The sequence below is a fragment of the Halarchaeum sp. P4 genome (assembly GCF_051195175.1).
Lineage (GTDB): Archaea > Halobacteriota > Halobacteria > Halobacteriales > Halobacteriaceae > Halarchaeum.
The window spans coordinates 1,351,277-1,371,475 of the sequence record NZ_JBNTKC010000001.1 but is presented as its reverse complement, the minus strand read 5'-3'; the positions used below and the strand labels follow the sequence as shown (position 1 = coordinate 1,371,475).

Annotated in this window: 21 protein-coding genes; 12 read left to right on the top strand and 9 right to left on the bottom strand. The window is 69.4% G+C overall.

Features of this window, described 5'->3' with window-relative positions:
- Positions 1-79 precede the first annotated feature (79 nt).
- From ACQUS8_RS07345 to ACQUS8_RS07335, 3 genes are read right to left on the bottom strand one after another with little or no spacing between them, the layout of a single operon-like run.
- On the bottom strand, positions 80-976 hold the full coding sequence (locus ACQUS8_RS07345; RefSeq protein ID WP_435099013.1) for an NAD(P)-dependent oxidoreductase: 897 nt from the start codon (positions 974-976) through the stop codon (positions 80-82).
- Positions 977-1,018: 42 nt separating this feature from the next.
- Positions 1,019-1,531, bottom strand: coding sequence for a 2'-5' RNA ligase family protein (locus tag ACQUS8_RS07340; protein ID WP_435099011.1), 513 nt, complete (start codon positions 1,529-1,531; stop codon positions 1,019-1,021).
- A gap of 27 nt (positions 1,532-1,558) precedes the next feature.
- Positions 1,559-1,729: a hypothetical protein gene (locus tag ACQUS8_RS07335; protein ID WP_435099009.1), complete on the bottom strand. Its 171-nt coding sequence runs from the start codon at positions 1,727-1,729 to the stop codon at positions 1,559-1,561.
- 313 nt (positions 1,730-2,042) lie between these two features.
- On the opposite strand from ACQUS8_RS07335, the gene ACQUS8_RS07330 reads away from it, so the two are divergent.
- From ACQUS8_RS07330 to ACQUS8_RS07285, 10 genes are all read left to right on the top strand, one after another.
- Positions 2,043-3,281 (top strand): argininosuccinate synthase, encoded by a 1,239-nt coding sequence (locus ACQUS8_RS07330; protein ID WP_435099007.1) that lies wholly within the window; start codon positions 2,043-2,045, stop codon positions 3,279-3,281.
- 4 nt (positions 3,282-3,285) lie between these two features.
- The gene (gene argH, locus ACQUS8_RS07325) at positions 3,286-4,740 is read left to right on the top strand and encodes an argininosuccinate lyase (RefSeq protein ID WP_435099005.1); all 1,455 of its coding nucleotides are present in this window, start codon (positions 3,286-3,288) and stop codon (positions 4,738-4,740) included.
- Positions 4,741-4,968: 228 nt separating this feature from the next.
- Positions 4,969-5,133, top strand: a complete 165-nt coding sequence (gene lysW / locus ACQUS8_RS07320) for a lysine biosynthesis protein LysW (protein ID WP_435099003.1) — start codon at positions 4,969-4,971, stop codon at positions 5,131-5,133.
- A gap of 33 nt (positions 5,134-5,166) precedes the next feature.
- Positions 5,167-6,048: a lysine biosynthesis protein LysX gene (lysX, locus tag ACQUS8_RS07315; protein WP_435099258.1), complete on the top strand. Its 882-nt coding sequence runs from the start codon at positions 5,167-5,169 to the stop codon at positions 6,046-6,048.
- Positions 6,045-7,079, top strand: coding sequence for an N-acetyl-gamma-glutamyl-phosphate reductase (argC, locus tag ACQUS8_RS07310; RefSeq protein ID WP_435099001.1), 1,035 nt, complete (start codon positions 6,045-6,047; stop codon positions 7,077-7,079). The genes lysX and argC overlap by 4 nt, the downstream gene beginning before the upstream one ends.
- On the top strand, positions 7,080-8,216 hold the full coding sequence (locus tag ACQUS8_RS07305; protein WP_435098999.1) for an aspartate aminotransferase family protein: 1,137 nt from the start codon (positions 7,080-7,082) through the stop codon (positions 8,214-8,216).
- Positions 8,213-9,250: a [LysW]-lysine hydrolase gene (locus tag ACQUS8_RS07300; RefSeq protein WP_435098997.1), complete on the top strand. Its 1,038-nt coding sequence runs from the start codon at positions 8,213-8,215 to the stop codon at positions 9,248-9,250. The genes ACQUS8_RS07305 and ACQUS8_RS07300 overlap by 4 nt, the downstream gene beginning before the upstream one ends.
- Complete coding sequence (argF, locus tag ACQUS8_RS07295) at positions 9,247-10,134, top strand: ornithine carbamoyltransferase (protein WP_435098995.1); 888 nt, start codon at positions 9,247-9,249, stop codon at positions 10,132-10,134. The genes ACQUS8_RS07300 and argF overlap by 4 nt, the downstream gene beginning before the upstream one ends.
- Positions 10,135-10,180: 46 nt before the next feature.
- Positions 10,181-12,418 (top strand): bacterio-opsin activator domain-containing protein, encoded by a 2,238-nt coding sequence (locus ACQUS8_RS07290; protein WP_435098993.1) that lies wholly within the window; start codon positions 10,181-10,183, stop codon positions 12,416-12,418.
- Between the two features lie 215 nt (positions 12,419-12,633).
- Positions 12,634-13,515, top strand: coding sequence for a hypothetical protein (locus ACQUS8_RS07285; protein WP_435098991.1), 882 nt, complete (start codon positions 12,634-12,636; stop codon positions 13,513-13,515).
- Between the two features lie 126 nt (positions 13,516-13,641).
- Here ACQUS8_RS07285 and serB read toward each other — a convergent pair whose 3' ends face one another.
- On the bottom strand, positions 13,642-14,277 hold the full coding sequence (serB, locus tag ACQUS8_RS07280) for a phosphoserine phosphatase SerB (protein WP_435098989.1): 636 nt from the start codon (positions 14,275-14,277) through the stop codon (positions 13,642-13,644).
- Between the two features lie 220 nt (positions 14,278-14,497).
- On the opposite strand from serB, the gene serA reads away from it, so the two are divergent.
- The gene (gene serA, locus ACQUS8_RS07275) at positions 14,498-16,081 is read left to right on the top strand and encodes a phosphoglycerate dehydrogenase (protein WP_435098987.1); all 1,584 of its coding nucleotides are present in this window, start codon (positions 14,498-14,500) and stop codon (positions 16,079-16,081) included.
- 63 nt (positions 16,082-16,144) lie between these two features.
- Here serA and ACQUS8_RS07270 read toward each other — a convergent pair whose 3' ends face one another.
- The 3 genes from ACQUS8_RS07270 to ACQUS8_RS07260 are packed head-to-tail and all read right to left on the bottom strand — an operon-like array spanning position 16,145 to position 17,389.
- The gene (locus ACQUS8_RS07270) at positions 16,145-16,708 is read right to left on the bottom strand and encodes a stage II sporulation protein M (protein ID WP_435098985.1); all 564 of its coding nucleotides are present in this window, start codon (positions 16,706-16,708) and stop codon (positions 16,145-16,147) included.
- On the bottom strand, positions 16,709-16,978 hold the full coding sequence (locus ACQUS8_RS07265) for a hypothetical protein (protein WP_435098983.1): 270 nt from the start codon (positions 16,976-16,978) through the stop codon (positions 16,709-16,711).
- A gap of 27 nt (positions 16,979-17,005) precedes the next feature.
- Entirely contained in the window at positions 17,006-17,389 is a 384-nt protein-coding gene (locus tag ACQUS8_RS07260; RefSeq protein ID WP_435098981.1) for a hypothetical protein, read from the bottom strand.
- A 122-nt stretch (positions 17,390-17,511) separates the two neighbouring features.
- Here ACQUS8_RS07260 and ACQUS8_RS07255 point away from each other — a divergent pair, with 122 nt between their 5' ends.
- Entirely contained in the window at positions 17,512-18,117 is a 606-nt protein-coding gene (locus tag ACQUS8_RS07255; protein ID WP_435098979.1) for a YIP1 family protein, read from the top strand.
- On the opposite strand, the gene ACQUS8_RS07250 is transcribed toward ACQUS8_RS07255, so the two are convergent.
- Positions 18,114-18,848: a hypothetical protein gene (locus ACQUS8_RS07250; RefSeq protein ID WP_435098977.1), complete on the bottom strand. Its 735-nt coding sequence runs from the start codon at positions 18,846-18,848 to the stop codon at positions 18,114-18,116. The two genes, ACQUS8_RS07255 and ACQUS8_RS07250, sit on opposite strands and share 4 nt — an antisense overlap.
- Positions 18,849-18,930: 82 nt before the next feature.
- A complete protein-coding gene (gene thrC, locus ACQUS8_RS07245) occupies positions 18,931-20,178 on the bottom strand; it encodes a threonine synthase (RefSeq protein ID WP_435098975.1) in 1,248 nt (415 codons plus the stop codon).
- Positions 20,179-20,199: the final 21 nt, after the last annotated feature.

The window sequence follows — 20,199 nt, the reverse complement described above, 5'->3', positions numbered from 1 at the left end:
GCCGGCCCTCGTTCGCTCGGTTCCGCCTACTCGCGGGTCGTTCCTCCCCGCTCGCGTGTCCGTCCGCGCACGGCGCGGACTATTCCTCGACGCGCGCTTCCGTGCCGGCGAGCATCTCGATGACCTGCATGACGCCGGAGTTGTCGTCGCGGCCCATGCCGTTCTCTTCCATGCTCTTGTAGAGTTCGTGTGCGAGTTCGGTGACGGGCATCGGTGACCCATAGGACTCGCCGGCGTCGGTGGCGATGCGGAGGTCCTTGTACTGGTAGGAGGCGAAGAAGCCGGGGTCGAAGTCGCCGCGAATCATGTCCGGCGCGCGGTTGTCGAGCGCCCAGCAGCCCGCGGCACCGCCGGAGATGGCCTCGACGACGGCTTCGAGGTCCGCACCGGCCTTCTCGGCGAAGACGAGGGCTTCGCTGACGCTCACCATCTGGGCGGCGACGACGATTTGGTTGCAGGCCTTCGTCGTCTGACCGGCGCCGCTCGGCCCGCAGTGGGTGACGGTCTCGCCCATCACCTCGAAGAGGTCGAGACAGGCCTCGAAGACGGCGTCGTCGCCACCGACCATAATGGAGAGCGTCCCCTCGATGGCACCTTCCTCGCCGCCGCTGATGGGCGCATCAAGCATGTCGACACCCATCTCATCGAGGTCGGCGGCGAGGTCCTCGGTCGCGACGGGGTTGATGGTGGAGTGGTCGACGTAGATGTCGCCCTCGTTGAACCCCTCCATGAGGCCGTCCTCGCCGCGGACGACGTCCTCGACGACGGCGGTGTCGGGGAGACAGGAGAGGACGACTTCGCTGCGCTCGGCGACTTCCTTCGCGGTGTCCGCGCCCTCGCCGCCGTGGGCGACGAGCGCGTCTACGGGGCCCTGCGAGCGGTTGTAGCCGACGACGGAGTAGCCGGCGTCGACGAGGTTCTTCGCCATCGGGAGGCCCATGATGCCGAGACCGACGAAACCGATCGTTCGTGACATAGCTGGCTCTCGTCAGGCGACCACCAAAAGTGTTGGAGTCGCTCAGGCGGGGAGGGAGACGGACTCGATGCGCTCCTTGTTCTCGGCGTCGTAGAACTCGAGTTCCTCGACGGTCCACGTCACGGGCTCGAAGTCGTAGTCGCGCACGCGCTCGACGGCCTCGCGCGGGCCGTCGCGGGCGAGCGTGACATGAGGGGTGTAATCGTCGCCTTCGAGTTCGGGGATGCGGCCGAGTTCGGCGACGAGCTGTCGGTGGACCGTCCAGAGGCCGGGGCTCTCCACGGCGAGGTAGACGACGGGCGCGGTGCCGCCGGTCGGCTCCTCGAAGACGCCGACGTCGCTGATGCGGACGTCGAACGTCGGCGCGCCGCGGAGGGCCTGTTTGGCCTGGCGGGCGGCGCGGAGGTACTCGCGGCGGTCGGCGGCGTCGAGGCGCTTCACGACGAGCGTCGCGGTGCGCTGGCCGCGAACGCGGTCGAAGCCGGTGAGGAGGGGGCGGAACTCGCGGATGAGCTCGCGCACCTCGGGCGGTACGGGAACGCTGACGCTGTACACGGACGCCCTAGGGCCGCGAGCGCCTAACTACCTTTTCTTCAGGTACCAGTAGGCGGCGGCCCCGACGGCGAGGACGACGAGCGTGACGCCGGCGGCGACGGCGAGCGCGTGGAGGAGAACGGAGAGCGCACGGAGGACGAGCCACGCGAGGAGGAGCGCGAGGGCGGCTTTCACGACGTCCGCGGTGTCGATGTCCATACGCCTCGATACGCGGGACGAGCGGAAAAAACGGCGGCCACACCGCTATGGTGTGGTCTCCCGTGCCAGACAAGTCTTGCAGGGTCGAAAGTCCTTAATACGGCGACTGCGCAATGGATGAACAACCATGGCACGGTCCGCCGCCACCACGTCCGCTTTCTCCACGAGCGGCGCGGCCGTCCGACGACGACGACCGGGGTCCCCTTAGACCCCATTCTACCTACTACCCCGGCACCGAGGTTCTACGGACGTCCCCGCGAACCCCACTGTATCGTCGTCTCACTGACCACCACTACCACACCACACGCACACAATGTCCGAGAACGAAACCGTCGCGCTCGCCTTCTCGGGCGGGCTCGACACGACCGTCTGCGTCCCGCTGCTGAAAGAAGAGTACGGCTACGACGACGTCATCGGCGTCACCGTCGACGTCGGCCAGCCCGAGGAGGAGTTCGAGGAGGCCTACGAGACCGCCGAGGCGCTCGGCCTCGAGCACTACGTCGTCGACGCCACCGAGGAGTTCGCCGAGGTCTGCATGGACGCCGTCGGCGCGAACGCCGACTACGAGGGCTACCCGCTCGGGACGGCGCTCGCGCGCCCCGTCATCGCGAACGCCATCCTCGACGTCGCCGAGGAGCACGGCTGTACGGGCCTCGCGCACGGCTGCACGGGGAAGGGCAACGACCAGCTCCGCTTCGAGGCCGTCTGGCGCGCGACCGACATGGAGGTCATCGCGCCGGTCCGCGAGATGGGCCTGACCCGCGAATGGGAGATCGAGTACGCCGCGGAGAAGGACCTGCCCGTCGAGGCCGGCGACGGCGGTACGTGGAGCATCGACACGAACCTCTGGAGCCGCTCCATCGAGGGCGGCCAGCTCGAGGACCCCGGCTACGTCCCGCCGGAGGACATCTACGAGTGGACGAGCCAGCCGAGTGACGAGACCGAGCTCGTCGAAATCGAGTTCGACGCCGGCGTCCCGAAGAAGGTCGACGGCGAGGCGATGGACCCCGTCGAGCTCATCGAGCACCTGAACGAGCTCGCGGGCTCCTACGGGGTCGGCCGCACGGACCTGATGGAGGACCGCATCCTTGGCCTGAAGGTGCGCGAGAACTACGAGCACCCGGCCGCGACGACACTCCTGAAGGCCCACGAGGCACTCGAGGGCCTCGTCCTGACGAAGGACGAGCGCGACTTCAAGCAGACCGTCGACGAGGAGTGGTCCCAGCAGGCCTACAAGGGGCTCCTCGACTCGCCGCACATGGACGCGCTCGACGCCTACCTGATGCAGGCCAACGAGAAGGTCACCGGGACTGTCACCATCAAGTTCGAGGGCGGGCAGGCCCGCCCGGTCGCCCGCGAGAGCGAGTACGCGGTCTACTCCGAGGAGGCGGCCTCCTTCAACACGGAGACGGTGATGGGTATCGAGCAGGCTGACGCGACGGGCGTCGCGAAGTACCACGGCTTCCAGGCGCGTCTCGCACGCGACGCGGAGAAGAAGGCGAAGCCCGAACTCGCGACGGACGGCGCGGGCGACACGGAGACGGAGGACTAGACCGATGAGCGACGGCGAGGACTCCGAGACGGTGGTGCGCCGCGAGCGCTTCGCGGGCGGGCCCGCCCGGTCGTTCCTCTCCTCGATGGAGTTCGACGACCGGCTCTTCGAGGCGGACCTCGCCGTCGACCGCGCGCACGTCGTGATGCTCGCCGAGCAGGACATCATCGACACGGCGGACGCCGGCGCGATTCTCGACGCCCTCGACGACGTGGAGCACGAGGGTTTCGAGGCCCTGCCCGATGGTGAGGACATCCACGAGGCCATCGAGACAGCGGTCATCGAGCGCGTCGGCCCCGAGGGCGGCCGGATGCACACCGCCCGCTCGCGCAACGACGAGGTGGCGGCGTGTCTGCGCTACCAGTATCGCGCGGCCCTGCTGGAAGCCGTCGACACCGTGGTCGCGGCCCGCGAGGCGCTCTGCGAGGTCGCGGAGGAACACACGGAGACGGTGATGCCGGGCTACACGCACCTGCAGCCCGCACAGCCGACGACCGTCGCGCACTGGGCGCTCTCCTACGAGGCGGCGCTCGCGCGCGACACCGAACGCCTCCTGGACGCGTTCGACCGGACGAACCGCTCGCCGCTCGGCTCGGCGGCGTTCGCCGGGACACCCTTCGACGTGGACCGCGAGCGCACCGCGGAGCTGCTGGGCTTCGAGTCGGTGCTGGCGAACTCGATGGACGCCGTCTCCGCACGGGATTTCCTCGTGGAGGGCTCGGCGGCGTTCGCGGGCCTCGCGACGACGCTCTCTGGACTTGCGGAGGACCTCGTCGTCTTCGCGAACAAGGGGTTCGTCGAACTCGACGACGACTACGCCTCAACGTCCTCCATCATGCCCCAGAAGAAGAACCCGGACACGCTCGAACTCGTGCGCTCGACGGCGGGCGACGCCTACGGTGGTTTGCAGGGCCTGCTGACGACGCTGAAGGGACTGCCGCGCGCGTACAACCGCGACCTGCAGAACGCCTCGCCGCACGCGTGGCGCGTTGCGGACGCCGTCGTGGAGGCGACGGACGTCGCGGCGGGCGCGGTGGCGACGGCGGAGTGGCCCGCCGAGGACCTCGAAGCCGCGGCCGGCGAGGGATTCTCGACGGCGACGGGCGTCGCGGACCTGCTCGCGATGCACGGCATCCCGTTCCGGACGGCCCACGAGGTCGTCGCGACGGCAGCCGAACGCGGCGCGGACTACGACGCGCTCGATTCGGCCTGCGAGGACGTGCTCGGCGAGGGCATCGACTCGCTGGCTGAGCGCGAGGCCGTGGAGGCGGCGCTGGACCCGACTGCGAGCGTGGCGTCGCGCGACTCGGCGGGCGGCCCGGCACCGGAGGCGGTGGCGGAGACGCTGGCGGCGGCGCTCGAGGGCTGTGAGGCACACGCGGACGCGGCGACCGCCCGTGCGGACTCGCTCGCGGCGGCCGAGGAGGTACTCGTCGAGGAGGTGGCGAGCTATGTCTGAGACCGGCCCGCTGCGACGACGTCGACGACGAGTGCGACGACCAGCGGCGCGACGACTCGCGCCGCCGCCCCGTTTGGGGCAAAATATAACTATTCCATCATTGGAAACGGAATTCGGGTTTCGCCTCATTTGGCGTTCCTAACGCCGGTAGAGTCGGGTACGCGTTCTTGTAAATTCACTGTTAGGTCCGCCAGCTATAAGTTAGTGGAGGGTGAAGCATTGGGTGTAATGACCGAATGCATCCAGTGCGGAGCGGAACTCGACCTGCACGACGACCTCGAAGTCGGCGAAATCGTCGACTGTGGCACCTGCGGTGCCGAACTCGAAGTCGTCGACGACGACCCCGTGACGCTCGAGGAAGCGCCCGAGCTCGCCGAAGACTGGGGGGAATAAGGTAATGAGGACGACGCACACGGGGTGGTCCGCGTGAAGATCGGCCTCCTCTACTCGCGCATCCGGAAGGACGAGAAACTCCTCCTCACGGAGCTCCGCGAGCGCGGCCACGACGTCGAGAAGGTGGACGTCCGCAAGCAGCGCTTCGGCGTCGGCGACCCGCCGGAGGCGCTCGTGTCGTGTGACGTCGTCCTCGACCGGTGTATGGCGACCTCGCGGAGCAAGTACGCGACGACGTTCTGCGAGTCCTACGGGATTCCGGTCGTCAACAGCGCACGGACGGCGGACGTCTGCGCGGACAAGGCGAAGACGAGCGTGAAGCTCGAGGCCGCCGGCGTCCCGACGCCCGCGACGACCGTCGCCTTCGACGTCGACTCCGCGATGGAGGCCATCGAGGAGTTCGGCTATCCCTGCGTCATCAAGCCCGTCGTGGGCTCGTGGGGGCGGCTCCTCGCGAAAATCGAGTCGGAGAGCGCCGCCGAGGCCATCCTCGAACACAAGAAGACGCTCGGCCACTACGAGCACTCCGTCTTCTACGTCCAGGAGTTCGTCGAGAAGCCGGGCCGTGACCTGCGCGTCCTGACGGTTGACGGCGAGCCGGTCGCGGCGATGGCGCGCTCCTCCGAGCACTGGCTGACGAACGCCGCGAAGGGCGCGGAGACCACCGAGTTCGAACTCGACGAGGAGGTCCGCGCGCTCGCTCGCGAGGCCAGCGAGGCCGTCGGGGGCGGCCTGCTCGGCGTGGACATCATGGAGACGGGCGACGGCTATACGGTGCCCGAAGTGAACCACACCGTCGAGTTCAAGGCGCTGAACGACGCCGTCGAGGCGGACGTGCCCGGTACCGTGGTCGACTGGCTAGAGGCGAAGGCCGAGGCCGCGAACGCGAACGGCGACGCGGAGGTCGGCCTATGACGTCGGCGAGCGTCGTCGGCGGCAGCGGCTTCACCGGTGGCGAACTCCTCCGGCTGCTCTCGGGTCATCCCGAGTTCGAGATCGCACAGACGACGAGCCGCGAGTACGCGAACAAGACGGTGGGCTCCGTCCACCCGAACCTGCGCGGGCTCGATTTGCGCTTCGTCGCGCCCGATTCGCTGGCGCCGGTGGACGTCCTCTTCGTCTGCACACCCCACGGCGTCACGATGGAACACATCGAGGAGTACCGCGACCTTGCGGACACTGTCGTCGACCTCTCGGCGGACTTCCGGCTCCCCGACGCGGAGCTCTACGACGTCTGGTACGACGGCCACGTCGCGCCCGAACACCTCGCCGATGCGGAGTACGCGCTCCCCGAACTCAACCGCGAGAACCTCGCGGGCGCGGACCTCATCGCCTCGGGTGGCTGTAACGCCACGTCGACGATGCTCGGCCTCCTGCCGCTCGTCGAGGCGGGCATCCTCACACCCGAGGACCAGGTGGTCGCCGACGTCAAGGTCGGTTCCTCGGAGGGCGGCGCGGGCGGCGGCGCGGCCTCGAGTCATCCCGAGCGCTCCGGCGTCGTCCGCCCGTACGCGCCGACCCGCCACCGTCACGAGGCCGAAATCGAGGCCTACCTCGACCTGCAGGTCTCCTTCACGGTGCACGCCGTCGACATGATTCGCGGCTCCGCCGCCACCTGCCACGTCTATCCGGACGAACTCCCGGCGACGAAGGACATGTGGAGCGCGTTCCGCGAGCAGTACGGCGACGAACCGTTCGTCCGCCTCGTCGCGGGCGGCGGCGGCGTCTACCGCTACCCCGAACCGAAGGCGGTGGCGGGGTCGAACTACGCGGAGGTCGGCTTCGAACTCGACGAGCGCAACGACCGCATCGTCGTCTTCAGCGCCATCGACAACATGATGAAGGGATCGGCCGGGCAGGCGGTCCACGCGGCGAACGTCGCGCTCGGCTTCGAGGAGACTGCCGGCCTAGAGTTCACGGGGCTCCACCCCGTGGGGAGTCCGTAGATGTCTGAGGCATCCTTCGTCTTCGGCGAGAAACCCATCCAGATCGAGTCCGGGCAGGGCGTCACGCTCACCGGGTCGCGCGGCACCGACTACCTCGACTTCGGCGCGTCCTACGCCTGTACGCCGCTCGGCCACTCGCACCCGACGGTCACGGAGGCCGTCCAGGAGCAGGCCGCCGAGCTCACCTACGTGCAGGGCTCCTACCCGGTGGAGGCGCGCACCGAGCTCTACGACCGACTCGCGGCGCTCGCGCCCGGGGACTGCGAGAAGGTCTGGCTCTGCAACTCCGGCACGGAGGCGAACGAGGCGGCGCTGAAGTTCGCCCGGCACGCGACGGGACGCTCGAAGATTGTCGCGACGATGCAGGCGTTCCACGGCCGGACGATGGGCGCGCTCGCCGCGACGTGGAAGGACGAGTACAAGGAGGGATTCGGCCCGCTCGCGGGCGACGTCGAGTTTGTCCCGTACGGCGACGAGGAGGCGATAAGCGAGGCCGTCGACGAGGAGACGGCGGCGGTCATCCTCGAACCCATTCAGGGCGAGGGCGGTGTCAACCCCGCACCTGCGGGGTACCTCCAGCACGTCCGCGACGTCACCGACGAGGCTGGCGCGGCGTTCATCGCCGACGAGATTCAGACCGGAATCGGCCGCACCGGCGACCTCTGGGCGGTCGAGGGTGAGGGCGTCGACCCCGACATCGTCACTGCCGCGAAGGGCATCGCGAACGGCCTGCCGATGGGCGCGACGATGGTCAAACCGTGGATTGCGGAAGACCCCGGCAACCACGGGTCGACGTTCTCCGGTGGCCCCGTCCCGTGTGCGGCGGCGAACGCGACGCTCGAAACGCTCGTCGCCGACGACGTGCCCGCGCACGCTCGTGACGTCGGCGCGGCGTTCCGCGAGAGCCTCGAAGGCCTCGCGGCGGAGACGGACACCATCCGCGACGTTCGGGGTCGCGGCCTGATGGTCGGCGTCGAGGTGAAGACGGGCGCGAACGCAGTGCTGCGCGACCTCGCCATCGAACACGGCGTCCTCGCGCTCCCCGCGGGCCGCACCGTCGTGCGCTTCCTCCCGCCGCTCACCGTCACGGAGGAGCACTGCCAGCGGGTGGTGGACGCGCTCCACGCGACGCTATGACCGAGCCTCGCGAGCTCCTGCGCGACCTCGTGGAGACGCCCTCCGTCTCGGGCGAGGAGCGTGCCGTCGCGGAACGCCTCGTCGCCTACTTCGAGGCGCACGACCGCGAGGCCTACCTCGACGACGTCGGGAACGTCCGTGCGCCCGCGGACGACAGCGTCCTCCTGACGAGCCACATGGACACCGTCCCCGGCGACATCCCCGTCCGCGAGGCGAGCGGCGAGCTCTGGGGGCGCGGCGCCTGTGACGCGAAGGGCCCGCTCGCGGCGATGGCCGTCGCGGCCGCGCGCACCGGCGTCTCCTTCGTCGGCGTCGTCGGCGAGGAGACGAGTTCGCGGGGTGCGCGCCACCTCGTGGAGACGCGCGACCAACCGGACGCCGTCATCAACGGCGAGCCGTCCGGCTGGGACGCCGTGACGCTCGGCTATCGCGGGTTCGTGAAGGGCCAGTTCGTCGCGGAGACGCCGTCGGCACACACCTCCCGGCCGGGGCCGAACGCCCTCGAGTACGCGATGGACTGGTGGCACGACGTCGAGACGGCCTTCGACGAGGAGGGCGACTCCGCCGTCTTCGAGCAGGTGACGACGAAACCCGTCGCGATGGACGGGGGCGTCACCGAGGACGGCCTCGCGTTCGAGTCGACGGTGGAGGCCCAACTCCGCGTCCCGCCAGCGCTGACCGTCGCGGACGTCCGCGCGACCGTCGAGGACGCGCTCCCGACGTACGTCGGCGAGGAGGCGACCGTCGACGTGGAGTGGACGGACGCCATCCCGCCCGTGATGGAGTCGCCGCGCAACCGCGTGGCGGCGGCGCTGCGCGCGGGTATCCGCGGCGCCGACGGGGAGGCGACACACCTCCGCAAGACCGGTACCAGCGACATGAACATCTACCGGGGGGCGTGGGACTGCCCGATGGCGACCTACGGCCCCGGCGACTCCTCGCTCGACCACGCGCCCGACGAGCGCATCGACCTGGAGGAGTACGACCGCGGCGTCGCCGTCCTGACGGCGGCCGCAGAGAGACTACAGCCATGAACCTCATCGACATCGACGACTTCGACGTCCCGCAGCTGCACCGCGTGCTCGACAACGCCCTCGCGATGAAGACGGGCGAGAAAGAGCCCCCGGCGCGACTCGAAGGGGCGAGCCTCGGGATGCTCTTCGAGCGCCCGAGCACTCGGACCCGGGTGTCCTTCGAGGTGGGGATGACCGAGCTCGGCGGCCACGCGGTGTTCCTCGGGAAGGACGACATCCAACTGGGTCGCGGCGAACCCGTGAAGGACACGGCCCGCGCGCTCTCGGGCTACGTGGACGCCGTGATGGCGCGCGTGAAGTCCCACGACGACATGCTCGAACTCGCGGAGTACGCCGAGGTGCCGGTCATCAACGGCCTCTCGAGCGACGCCCACCCCGCACAGACCGTTGCGGACCTCCTCACCATCCGCGAACACCACGGCTTCGAGGACACGACGGTGGCGTGGGTCGGCGACGGCAACAACGTCGGCGCGTCCTTCCTCGTCGGCGCGGCGATGGTCGGCCTCGACGTCAACGCCGCCACGCCCGAAGGATACGGGTTCAGCGAGGACACCCTCGAGCGCGCGAGCGAGTTCGAGGGCGACGTGACGACGACGCGCGACCCCGTCGCCGCCGTCGAGGGTGCGGACGTCGTCTACACGGACGTCTGGGTGAGCATGGGCGAGGAGGAGGAGCGCGAGCGGAAGGTCGCGGACTTCGAGGGCTTCCAGCTGAACGAGGAACTGCTCTCGCACGCCGACGACCCGAGCGTCCTCCACTGCCTGCCCGCGCATCGTGGCGAGGAGATTACGGACGACGTGATGGAGTCCGAGCGCGAACTCATCTGGGCGCAGGCTGAGAACCGCCTGCACGGCCAGAAGGGCCTGCTCGTCGAGCTGCTGTAGGAAACGGGCGTCAGTTTATACCGCTCCACGGCGTATCCGCGGAGAGATGCCGACTGAAGGGGGAACTGTCCGGGACGCGCTCGCGCCGGCCGTCGAGCGCCTGCCGGAGATGCTCTACCGGGGACCGCTCGATCGCGACCGGCCGCTGACTGCCGTCAGCTCCGCCGCACCGCGCGTCTCCGGGTACAGTCGAACGTCGTTCGAGGACGGCGACGTCGCGTGGGTCCGCGACGTCGTCCACCCGGACGACCGAGAACAGGCGTGGACCGATGTCGAACGCGCCGTCGACGTCGGGACCGAGTACGACGTCACGTACCGTATCGTCACGGCCGACGACGACGTCCGCTGGGTGCGTGACCGCGGCGAGAGCCTCGCCGACGGCACGCTCTCGGGCTACGTCGAGGACGTCACTCGGATGAAGGAGCGGGAGGTGTTTCTGGCGGACGAACTCGACGAGACGTTCGAGCGGGTGTCGGACGCCTTCTTCGCGCTCGACCGTGACTGGACGTTCTCCTACGTGAACGACCGGGCCGCCGAGTACCTCGAGCGCGACGCCGAGGCGATGCTCGGCGAGAACGTCTGGGACGTCTTCCCGGCGGCGCTCGACACGGACTTCGAACGGGAGTACGAGCGCGCGATGGAGTCCCAGGAGTCGGTGACGTTCACGGAGTACTTCGAGCCGCTGGACGCCTACTTCGAGGTGAACGCCTACCCCTCCGAGACGGGGCTCTCCGTCTACTTCCGGGACGTCACCGAGCGCATCGAGCGCGAGCGCCAACTCGAGCGCTACGAGGCCATCGTCGAGACGGTGTGGGACGGGGTCTACGCGCTCGACGAGGAGGAGCGTTTCACGGTCGTCAACGAGGCGTACTGCGAGCTGCTCGACCTCACGCGCGACGAGCTGCTCGGGCGGCGCGCCGCGGACGTCCTCGGCGAGGGCGTCGTCTCGGGCGCGCGGCGCTTCACGAACGAGATGCGGGAGGGCGAGCGCGACGCCGCGACGCTCTCCTTCACCATCGAGACCGATCACGGCGACAAACGGCCGCTGGAGGCCCGGTTCGGGCCATTCGGCGACGGCGGTCGGGTCGGCGTGTTGCGCGACGTGACGCGACGGCGAGCGCGCCAGCGCCAACTCCGCCGGCAGCGCGAGCGCCTGAGCGACCTCGTCTCGCTCTACGACGTGGCGAGCGACGTCTCGAACGCGGTCATCGAGCAGACGAACCGCTCGGCCGTCGAGGAACTCGTCACTGACCGCCTCACGGACGGCCCGTACACGGCCGCGTGGGTCGGGCGGACGACCGGCACGGACGTGGCGCGCGTCGCGAGCGGTGGCGACGACATGCCCGTTGAGGTGGCTGACCTCGCGACGCGAGCGGTGCGCGAGGACGACGTCGTGGTCGTCTCCGACCGCGACATTGAGACGGACGCGACAGTGACGGCGGTGAGCGACGGCGGCGAGTGGGCGACGGCGGCCGTCCCCATCGCCTACGAGGGCGGGACGTACGGCGTGCTCGTGGTCTCTGCGGGCCGCCGCGACGTCTTCGGGGAGGCCGAGCGGACGGTGCTTGACCGCCTCGGAACGACGCTCGGGCACGCCATCGCGGCGCTCGACCGGAAGGCGGCGCTGTTGAGCGAGCACGTCGTGCAGGTGGAGTACCGCTCGCGGTCGGTCGCCGAGGAACTCGGCGTGCCGGTCGACGGCGAGGAGACGTTCCGCTTCGAGCGGACGGTGGCGGCCGGTGACGGCGAGTACATCCACTACGTCCGGGTGTCGGGGCTGTCCCCGGCGAACGCGCTCGCCGTCTTCGAGGACTCGGAGCGCTACCGAAACGCCCGAATCGTCGGAGAGCGAGAGGACGACGTCCTCGTCGAGGCGGCGACGGCGGACGCGCACGTCACGACGGCGGTCGCGGGCCACGGCGGCCGTCTGAAGTCGATGACGGTGCGCGACGGCCACGTCCGCGTGCTCGCGGAGTTCCCGCAGGGCGTCGACCTGCGGACGGTGACGGACTCGATCCGCGACGTCGTCGACGACATCGAGTTGGTCGCACAGCGCTCGCGGACGCGCGAGGACGACGCCGAGGAGACCCGAACGGACGCGCTGAGCCGCCTGACGGAGCGCCAGCGCGCGGCGTTCGAGGCGGCCTACTACGGCGGCTACTTCGAGTGGCCGCGCGACAGCACGGCCGAGGACCTCGCGGAGACCATGGGCGTCTCCGCGCCGACGTTCCACCAACACCTCCGCGCCGCCGAGCGGAAACTCCTCGGCGTCTACGTGGAGTAGGGCGCTCGCCCCCGTTTCGGGCGTCGCCGTCCGCGACGCCGACGGACTGGGTACTGATTGCCGACGGACCTGAGTCTGGACCGTGAGAGCCGTCTCTCCGCGTGGTACGCGTCGATGCCGGCGTACGATTGCGGCTGCAAACCGTGTCGTGATACTGTAGTTTAACAATCGTGCCGACACTGAAGTATATATACCTTCTGGCCAACTATGTCGGTATGGCCCGTCTCCCGCGACCACGACTGACCGATAGCGTCCTCCTCAGCACGCCGGTCGTCGTCCTCCTCGCGGCGTACGCCCTCCCGGCGGCCGTCAAACGGACGCTCGCCTACCACCCGGCGGAGCCGACCGTCCTCGGCCTCCTCGCCAACGCCGTCGTCCACTTCACGCCGACACACCTCGTCGCGTCACTCGTCGGCTACGCCGTCCTCGCGCCGCTCTGCTGGTACCTCTGCGTCCACCGCGCGCGCCGGCCCGGCGTCTTCCGGGCCGTCCACGTCGGTGTGTGCCTCCTCGTCCCGCCTGCCGCGGCGCTCGCCGAACTCCCACTCGCGTGGAACGCACTCACCTACGGCTTCTCCCCCGTCGTCACCGCGTACGTCGGCTTCCTCCCGCTCGCGGCGACGCTCGCCATCACCGTCCGCTGTGACCGCGTCCGCCTCGACCACGCCCCCGTCTACTTCCTCGGCGGTCTCGCGCTCGCCGCCGCCGCCGTCGGCCGTAACGACCCGACGGCGCTCCCCGTTGCCGGCGTCGCCGCGCTCCTCGCCGCCCCGTACGCGCTCTCGCTCGCTCGCGCGCTTCCGCGGGACTTCCTCGCGCACGCCGTCGACGTCCCGCCCGTCGCCGCCCTCGGCGTCTTCGCCGTCGCGCCGCTCGTCGCCTACCCCGCCGACCCCGTCGTCGGTGACGGCGCCGTCGTCAACCTCTACTCGCACTTCGTCGGCTATGCGCTCGGCTTCCTCGTCCCCTACGTCGCGATTCGGATCGCACGCGCCGACACCCCGGTCGTCGAGGCCACGGCGACGGACGTGACTAGCGAGGCGTCGAACGACGTGTCGAACGCCGACACGGACGTCACGACGGCCGAGACGGCCTGAAACTCGCTCTGTCGAGGGGGCCGGCGGCGTGCCCGTCGCCGGCGCTCCTGTCGTACTCTGGCGACCGAGAAGGGCTGTCCGACGGCAGTCCCTCTCGCGGGCCCGCGTCGTGTCGATGGCGCCGACCTACAGCAGGCCGTCTTCCTCGAAGACGCGCTGGAGGCGCGGCATCGTCGCGACGATGACGTCGCAGTGCGGGCGCACCGCCGGCTTCGGGATGAAGCCGATGGACGTCCCCGCGACTTTCAGCATCGGGAGGTCGTTCGCGCCGTCGCCGACTGCGACGGTGTCCGTGAGGTCGGTGCCGGTTTCGACGCAGAGGCTTTCGAGGGCCTCGTCCTTCGTCCCCTCGATGAGCGGGCCGTCGGCGTCGCCGGTGAGGTGGCCGTCCTCGACGGGGAGTTCGTTCGCAACGACGTGGTCGACTTCGGTGTGCTCCTTCGCGAGCGCCGCCTCGACGCCGGGGGTGAAGCCGCCGGTGAGGATGGCGGTCGTGTGGCCGGCGTCGTTCAGCGCCTCGATGAGCTCCGCCGCGCCCGGGCGGAGGAAGACCTGTTCGTAGGCGGCCTGCGCTTCGGGCTCGGGGAGACCTTCGAGGAGCGCGGCGCGCTCGTAGAGGGACTCCGCGTAGGAGAGTTCACCGCGCATCGCCCGCGCGGTGATGTCGCCGATTTCCTCGGCGACGCCGTACTGTTCGCCGAGGAGTACCATCATCTCGGAGTCCGAGAGCGTCCCGTCGAAGTCGAACGCGACCAGTGTCATCGGGTGAGCGTTCGCCCCCCAACGCCCAAGTGGTTTCTGTTCGCACACCACGTTCCACCCGAAACGAAGGGGTCGCGTCTCACGACCCGATGGATGTGTATACTTCACATACTGAGACGAGACTATTTACCCACACCTGTGTATATTTTTCCGGCCGCGAACGTCGTCAAATCGCGCCTATGCGAAAAGGGTTAAAGCGTCGGACGGGCTTTTCGCGTGCATGAAGGTACTCGTAACCGACCCCATCGCGGACGCCGGCATGGACGTGCTCCGCGAAGCGGGTCACGAGGTCGAGACCGCCTACGACGTCGAGGGCGACGCGCTCCTCGACGCCGTTTCCGACGCCAACGCCCTCATCGTCCGCTCCGGGACGGAGGTCACCGAGGACGTCTTCGAGGCCGCTCCCGATCTCGTCATCGTCGGCCGCGCCGGCATCGGCGTCGACAACATCGACATCGAAGCCGCCACCGAACACGGCGTCATCGTCGCGAACGCCCCCGAAGGAAACGTTCGCGCCGCTGCCGAACACACCGTCGCGATGGCGTTCGCCGCCGCGCGCTCCATCCCGCAGGCCCACGTCCGCCTGAAGGACGGCGAGTGGGCGAAGTCCGACTACCTCGGCACCGAAGTCAACGGCAAGACCCTCGGCGTCGTCGGCCTCGGGCGCGTCGGGCAGGAAGTCGCGAAGAAACTCGGCTCGCTCGGCATGGACCTCGTCGCCTACGATCCCTACATCGGCGAGGAGCGCGCCGAACAGCTCGGTGCCGAACTCGTCGACCTCGACGAGTGTCTCGAGCGCGCGGACTTCCTCACCGTCCACGTCCCGCTCACCCCCGAGACGGAGAACCTCATCGACGAGGAGGCGCTCGCCAACCTCGAAGGCGGCTACCTCGTGAACTGCGCCCGCGGCGGCGTCGTCGACGAGGACGCGCTCGCCGAGGCCGTCGACGAGGGCGTCATGAAGGGCGCCGCCGTCGACGTCTTCGCGGAGGAGCCGCTCCCCGAGGACGCCGACATCCTTGACGTTGATGACATCGTCGTCACCCCGCACCTCGGCGCCTCGACGGAGGCCGCTCAGGAGCACGTCGCCGTCTCGACGGCCGAACAGGTCATCGCCGCGTTCAACGACGAGCCCGTCCTGAACGCGCTGAACGCGCCCTCGGTCGACGAGTCCGCGTTCCCGCGCATCCAGCCGTACATCGGCCTCGCCGAGACCGCGGGTAAAGTCGCCGCCCAGCTCTTCGACGAGCGCATCGACTCCATCGAGGTCTCCTACGCCGGCGATATCGCCGCCGAGGACGTCGACCTCGTCACTGCGAGCGCGCAGAAGGGCGTCTTCGAGCCGCTCGAGTGGAACGTCAACGCCGTGAACGCCCCGCGGGTCGCCGAGGAACGCGGCATCGACGTCACCGAGACGAAGAGCCGCTCGTCGGCTGACTTCCAGAGCCTCGTCACCGTCACTGTCGGTGACGGCGACGAGGAACTCTCGGTCTCGGGGACGCTCTTCGCGGGCGACGACCCGCGCCTCGTCTCCATCGACGGCTACCGCGTCGACGCCATCCCGCACGGCCACATGCTCATCGCGCGCAACCGCGACGAACCCGGCGTCATCGGCTTCATCGGGACGGTGCTCGGCGAGTACGACGTCAACATCGCCGGGATGTTCAACGCCCGCGAGACCGACGGCGGCGAAGCGCTCACCGTCTACAACCTCGACGACGACCTCCCGGACGCCGCCCGCGAGGAACTCGAGGCGGACTCGCGCATCACCGAAATCAAGGAAATCGAACTGAACGGCGACTGACGCGCTCGGCGCGTCACCTCGTCTCATGGACTCGGCTCTTCACACGGTCTCTCCATCCTCTCTTCACGCGCTGAACGCGCGCGCCAGCGGAACCGAGACGTAGGCTTCGACGAGTGCCGCGACCAAAAGGAGCACCGTGGCGCTCGCGACGAGTACGACGATGTCGCGGACGTCCTGCGCCGAGACTGGGCGCTCGCGGCGACGCCGGAGGTAGGCGAGGAGCCCCGCTGGGGCCCGGAAACCGGCGGCCGCGGCGAGCCATAGCGCGGGCAGTTCGAACACCGCGTGTGGTGCCAGTAGTGCGACGAAGACGGCGGGGTGTCCTCCGGCCGTGGCGGTGGCCGCGAGCGACCCGACGAGCACCCCGTTCTGGATCAGCGCGATCGCGGTCGGCACGCCGAGGAGGACACCACCGGTGACGAGGAAGCCGGCGGCGAGGGCGTTGTTCACGAAGACGTCCGGTGCCGACACTGTCACGGTCGGTGCCGACTGTGTGCTCTCAGTTGTCGGCACGGTACCCCCGAGCGCGTAACCGAGGAACACACCACCGAGGGTGAGTGCGGCGGCCGCGCCGACGTGCCAGCGAGCGGTCACGACTGCGCGGCGGATGGCGAGCACGGCCCGCATTCAGGCGCTGAGACCGCTCGCACTCGTTCGCTCGTTGACGAGCACGCCGGCACAGAAGACGAGCCCAGCACCGACGACGGCGAGGACGGCGTAGCGGTACCACGGTGCCCCGAGTCGCCATGCGAGGAAGACTGCCACTCCGATCGGAGCGGCGATGCCTGCGGCCAGTATGGTGTCGGTCTCGACGACGTCAGCGAGCATCCGTCGGAAGACGACGGTCCAGCACGCGAACGTTACGAGTCCCGTCAACGCGGCGAGTACGTACTCCATTGTCTGATAAAAGAGGATGGTGGGCGGTTAGAGTACGAGCGCGCCTCCCGTCGCGGCGGCACCGGCACCGAGCGCGGCGGCCGTTCCGGACGCGCTCACGTACGTGGCAGCGCCGCTCGCGGCCGTCCCCGTGCCGCTGACGACGGCCGAGCCACCGGCGAGAGCACTATCGGCGTCGAGGTCGTTGTTGTACGCCTTGTACGCGAGGTACGCGCCGCCGAGGTCGGTGGTCGCGTGGTCGCTCACGACCTGCGCGTCTCCAGCGCCGCCGCCTGACCCCACCGCTCCAGCACCGGCGAACACGACTCCAGCCGCGGCGAGCGCGGCGAGTGCGAACACTACATCCCGTTCGGTGAACGCGAAGTTGCCTTGGTAGGACACGGCAGTCGGCCTGTTCGTGGCAGACACCATACCAGTCCCGCCCCGCCCGGCGGTGAGAAACACGTCGGGTGACGACTGTGTCGCCGTCCGACGACTGTGTCGCCGGCCGGTGAGTCGTCACCTATACCGGACACACAGCGAAGACGCGAACCGTGTTCCGACTCGTCCTCGATCCGGACGCGTTCTTCCGCGACGGCGCAGCCGACCGGCTCGCCGGCGCGAGTACCGTCGTCGGTGCCACGGGCGTCGCCAACACGCTCGGTGCCGTCGTCCTCCTCTACTGGACGTGGGGTGCGGTGTCACGCGCCGCGCCGATAGTCACGATGACGTACGTCCTCACAATCGCCGGAACGATTGTCGGGCAGTTCGCCGTCTGGCTCGGCTTCTCAGCCGCCTTCTACGCGCTCTCCGCGCTCCTCGGAGGCAGCGGGTCGTTCCGCCGACTGTTCACCGCGGTCGGCTGGGGGTTCTATCCGTCCATTGCAGGTGGCCTTCTGAGCGCCGGCGCGATACTCTCGCGCGGCTGGGGCGTCGATTTCCCCGATAGCGCCGGTGCCCTCGGGCCGTTCGTCCGCTCGCTCACGTCCGGCCCGCTCTTCGAGGTGGTGTCGCTCGTCGGCATCGTCCTGCTCGTCTGGAACGCCTCCAACTGGGTCTTCGCGGTGAAGCACACGCGAGACCTGCCGCTCGCTCGGGCGCTCGCTGTCGTCTCTGTCCCCATCGCCGTCGCCGTCGCGTGGCGCCTCCTCTCGCTCTAGGCCGTTTTCTCGCGCTCGACGCGCTCCGCGCGCTCGCGCCACCTGTCGACGAACGTCTGCGTCCAACCGTCGATGTCGTGACTGACGACGAGCGACTGGAGTGTCCCGCACGGCCCCGTCGAGAAGAGGAGTGTGTCGTCGTCGACCAGCGCTGCACCGAGCGGCGGCGTGTCGTCGACCCGCCAGACGTCAGGACCGGACGGGTCAGCGAGACGTGCCTCGTCGAGCGCGTTCGCCGTCGTCTCGGAGAGCACGATGTCGCCGCTGCTCCCGTCGGCGAACACGCGCTTCGGGAGGACGGGGAAGACGCCCTCGATCGATTCGGCGGCTTCGAGGAGCGCGCTCGCTCGGTTCGAGGGTGCGGCCGGCGCGTCCGGCCGCGGTCGGACGTACTCGGCGTCCTCGAGCGCGGCGAGCGGGAGGTCGAGGTCTGCGAACGGGACGTCATCGAGAAACTCCTCGAGGCGACACGCGACGTCGAGCTCCGACTCTAAGCGTTCAATACCGGCGGCGAGCGCGACACCACGGGGTGTGAGCGTGTGCGGTTGGCCCCCGCGATCGTGGACGTAGCCGAGTCGCTGGAGGGTGCGACGGTTGTCTCGGACGGTGGTTCTCGGTGCATCGAGTTCCCGGTGGAGGGTCTGGTCGGTCGCCGTCCCCTCCGCCATCGCGCGGAGGAGGCGGAGGCGGAGTGACGACCGGGTGACTGCGGCGAGTTCCTCGACAGCCATACGTCGCTAGCGACGCCGCTCACCCTCCTTATTGTTTGTATGTTGATTACTTACCTCTCAATATTCGGAGCGCCCGACGCGTCTACAGCACGTCGAGCACGCCGTCCGTGTCGGCGGGCACCGACGTCATGTCGCCGCCGGCGGCGGCCGCGGCGTCCGGGTCCTTCAGCAGGTGGCCGGTGGTGAGACAGACGACCTGCTCGTCGGCCTCGATTTCGCCCGCTTCGCGGAGCTTCTTCAGCCCGGCGACCGAGGCCGCCGACGCGGGTTCGACGCCGACGCCGTCTTGCGCGAGTTCGCGCTGCGCCTCAGTGACCTCCTCGTCGCTCACCGAGACGGCGGTCCCGCCCGTCGCGCGGATGCCCGGCAGGGCCTTCGGCGCGTTCACGGGGTTGCCGATGCGGATGGCGGTGGCGATGGTCTCGACGTCCTCCCAGCGCTCGATTTCCTCGTTGCCCTCGCGGACGGCCTCGACCATCGGCGCCGCGCCCTCGGCCTGCACGCCGGTGAGCGCCGGCATCTCGTCCTCGGCCATCTCGCCGGCCTCGACGAGCTCGCGGAAGCACTTGTAGAGCGCCGCGGTGTTGCCGGCGTTCCCGACGGGCAGGACGATGCGGTCCGGCCACTCGCCCGTCTCCGCCTTCGACTGCTCGAGAATCTCGAGGCCGATGGTCTTCTGTCCCTCGAGGCGGAACGGGTTGATGGAGTTGAGCAGGTAGGCCTCGCCGCGGTCCGCGAGGTCGGCGACGATGTCGAGGCAGGCGTCGAAGTTGCCATCGACTTCCAGGATGCGCGCGCCGTGCAGGGAGGCCTGTGCGACCTTCCCGGCCGCCACCTTCCCGGCGGGCAGGAGGACGAGCACTTCGGTGTCGTTGCGCGCACCGTAGCACGCGAGCGACGCGGACGTGTTGCCCGTCGAGGCGCAGGCGAGTCGGTCGACGCCGAGGCGGTCGGCGACCTTCACGCCGACCGTCATCCCGCGGTCCTTGAACGCGCCCGTCGGGTTCATCCCCTCGTGTTTCACGCGGAGGTCGGCGACGCCGACGTCGTCCTCGATCTTCGGCACGGTGTAGAGCGGCGTGTCGCCCTCCTGAATCGTGACGCCTTCGTTCAGGGGGAGCGCGTCCGCGTAGCGCCAGACGCCGACGCCCTCGAAGTCGTCGAACGTCGGGTACTCCGCGTAGCGCACCTCGAGCAGGCCGTCGCAGTCCGGACAGCGGTAGACGACGTCGTTGTAGGGCGCGATGGTCTCGCCGCACTGGATACACGCGAGCCAGACGCCGTCCGTCTCCGCCTCGGGTACTTCGCCGCCGAGAGTCAGGTCTGCCATACGTGTGCGTCACACCCGGAC

Coding starts and splice junctions, on each gene's coding strand:
- argF (WP_435098995.1), top strand. CDS start 9,247: ATGAACCTCATCGACATCGACGACTTCGACGTCCCGCAGCTGCACCGC.
- ACQUS8_RS07285 (WP_435098991.1), top strand. CDS start 12,634: ATGGCCCGTCTCCCGCGACCACGACTGACCGATAGCGTCCTCCTCAGC.
- ACQUS8_RS07250 (WP_435098977.1), bottom strand. CDS start 18,848: ATGGCTGTCGAGGAACTCGCCGCAGTCACCCGGTCGTCACTCCGCCTC.
- thrC (WP_435098975.1), bottom strand. CDS start 20,178: ATGGCAGACCTGACTCTCGGCGGCGAAGTACCCGAGGCGGAGACGGAC.
- ACQUS8_RS07305 (WP_435098999.1), top strand. CDS start 7,080: ATGTCTGAGGCATCCTTCGTCTTCGGCGAGAAACCCATCCAGATCGAG.
- ACQUS8_RS07260 (WP_435098981.1), bottom strand. CDS start 17,389: ATGGTGTCTGCCACGAACAGGCCGACTGCCGTGTCCTACCAAGGCAAC.
- ACQUS8_RS07330 (WP_435099007.1), top strand. CDS start 2,043: ATGTCCGAGAACGAAACCGTCGCGCTCGCCTTCTCGGGCGGGCTCGAC.
- serA (WP_435098987.1), top strand. CDS start 14,498: ATGAAGGTACTCGTAACCGACCCCATCGCGGACGCCGGCATGGACGTG.
- ACQUS8_RS07345 (WP_435099013.1), bottom strand. CDS start 976: ATGTCACGAACGATCGGTTTCGTCGGTCTCGGCATCATGGGCCTCCCG.
- argH (WP_435099005.1), top strand. CDS start 3,286: ATGAGCGACGGCGAGGACTCCGAGACGGTGGTGCGCCGCGAGCGCTTC.
- argC (WP_435099001.1), top strand. CDS start 6,045: ATGACGTCGGCGAGCGTCGTCGGCGGCAGCGGCTTCACCGGTGGCGAA.
- ACQUS8_RS07300 (WP_435098997.1), top strand. CDS start 8,213: ATGACCGAGCCTCGCGAGCTCCTGCGCGACCTCGTGGAGACGCCCTCC.
- ACQUS8_RS07265 (WP_435098983.1), bottom strand. CDS start 16,978: ATGGAGTACGTACTCGCCGCGTTGACGGGACTCGTAACGTTCGCGTGC.
- lysW (WP_435099003.1), top strand. CDS start 4,969: ATGACCGAATGCATCCAGTGCGGAGCGGAACTCGACCTGCACGACGAC.
- ACQUS8_RS07290 (WP_435098993.1), top strand. CDS start 10,181: ATGCCGACTGAAGGGGGAACTGTCCGGGACGCGCTCGCGCCGGCCGTC.
- serB (WP_435098989.1), bottom strand. CDS start 14,277: ATGACACTGGTCGCGTTCGACTTCGACGGGACGCTCTCGGACTCCGAG.
- ACQUS8_RS07270 (WP_435098985.1), bottom strand. CDS start 16,708: ATGCGGGCCGTGCTCGCCATCCGCCGCGCAGTCGTGACCGCTCGCTGG.
- ACQUS8_RS07335 (WP_435099009.1), bottom strand. CDS start 1,729: ATGGACATCGACACCGCGGACGTCGTGAAAGCCGCCCTCGCGCTCCTC.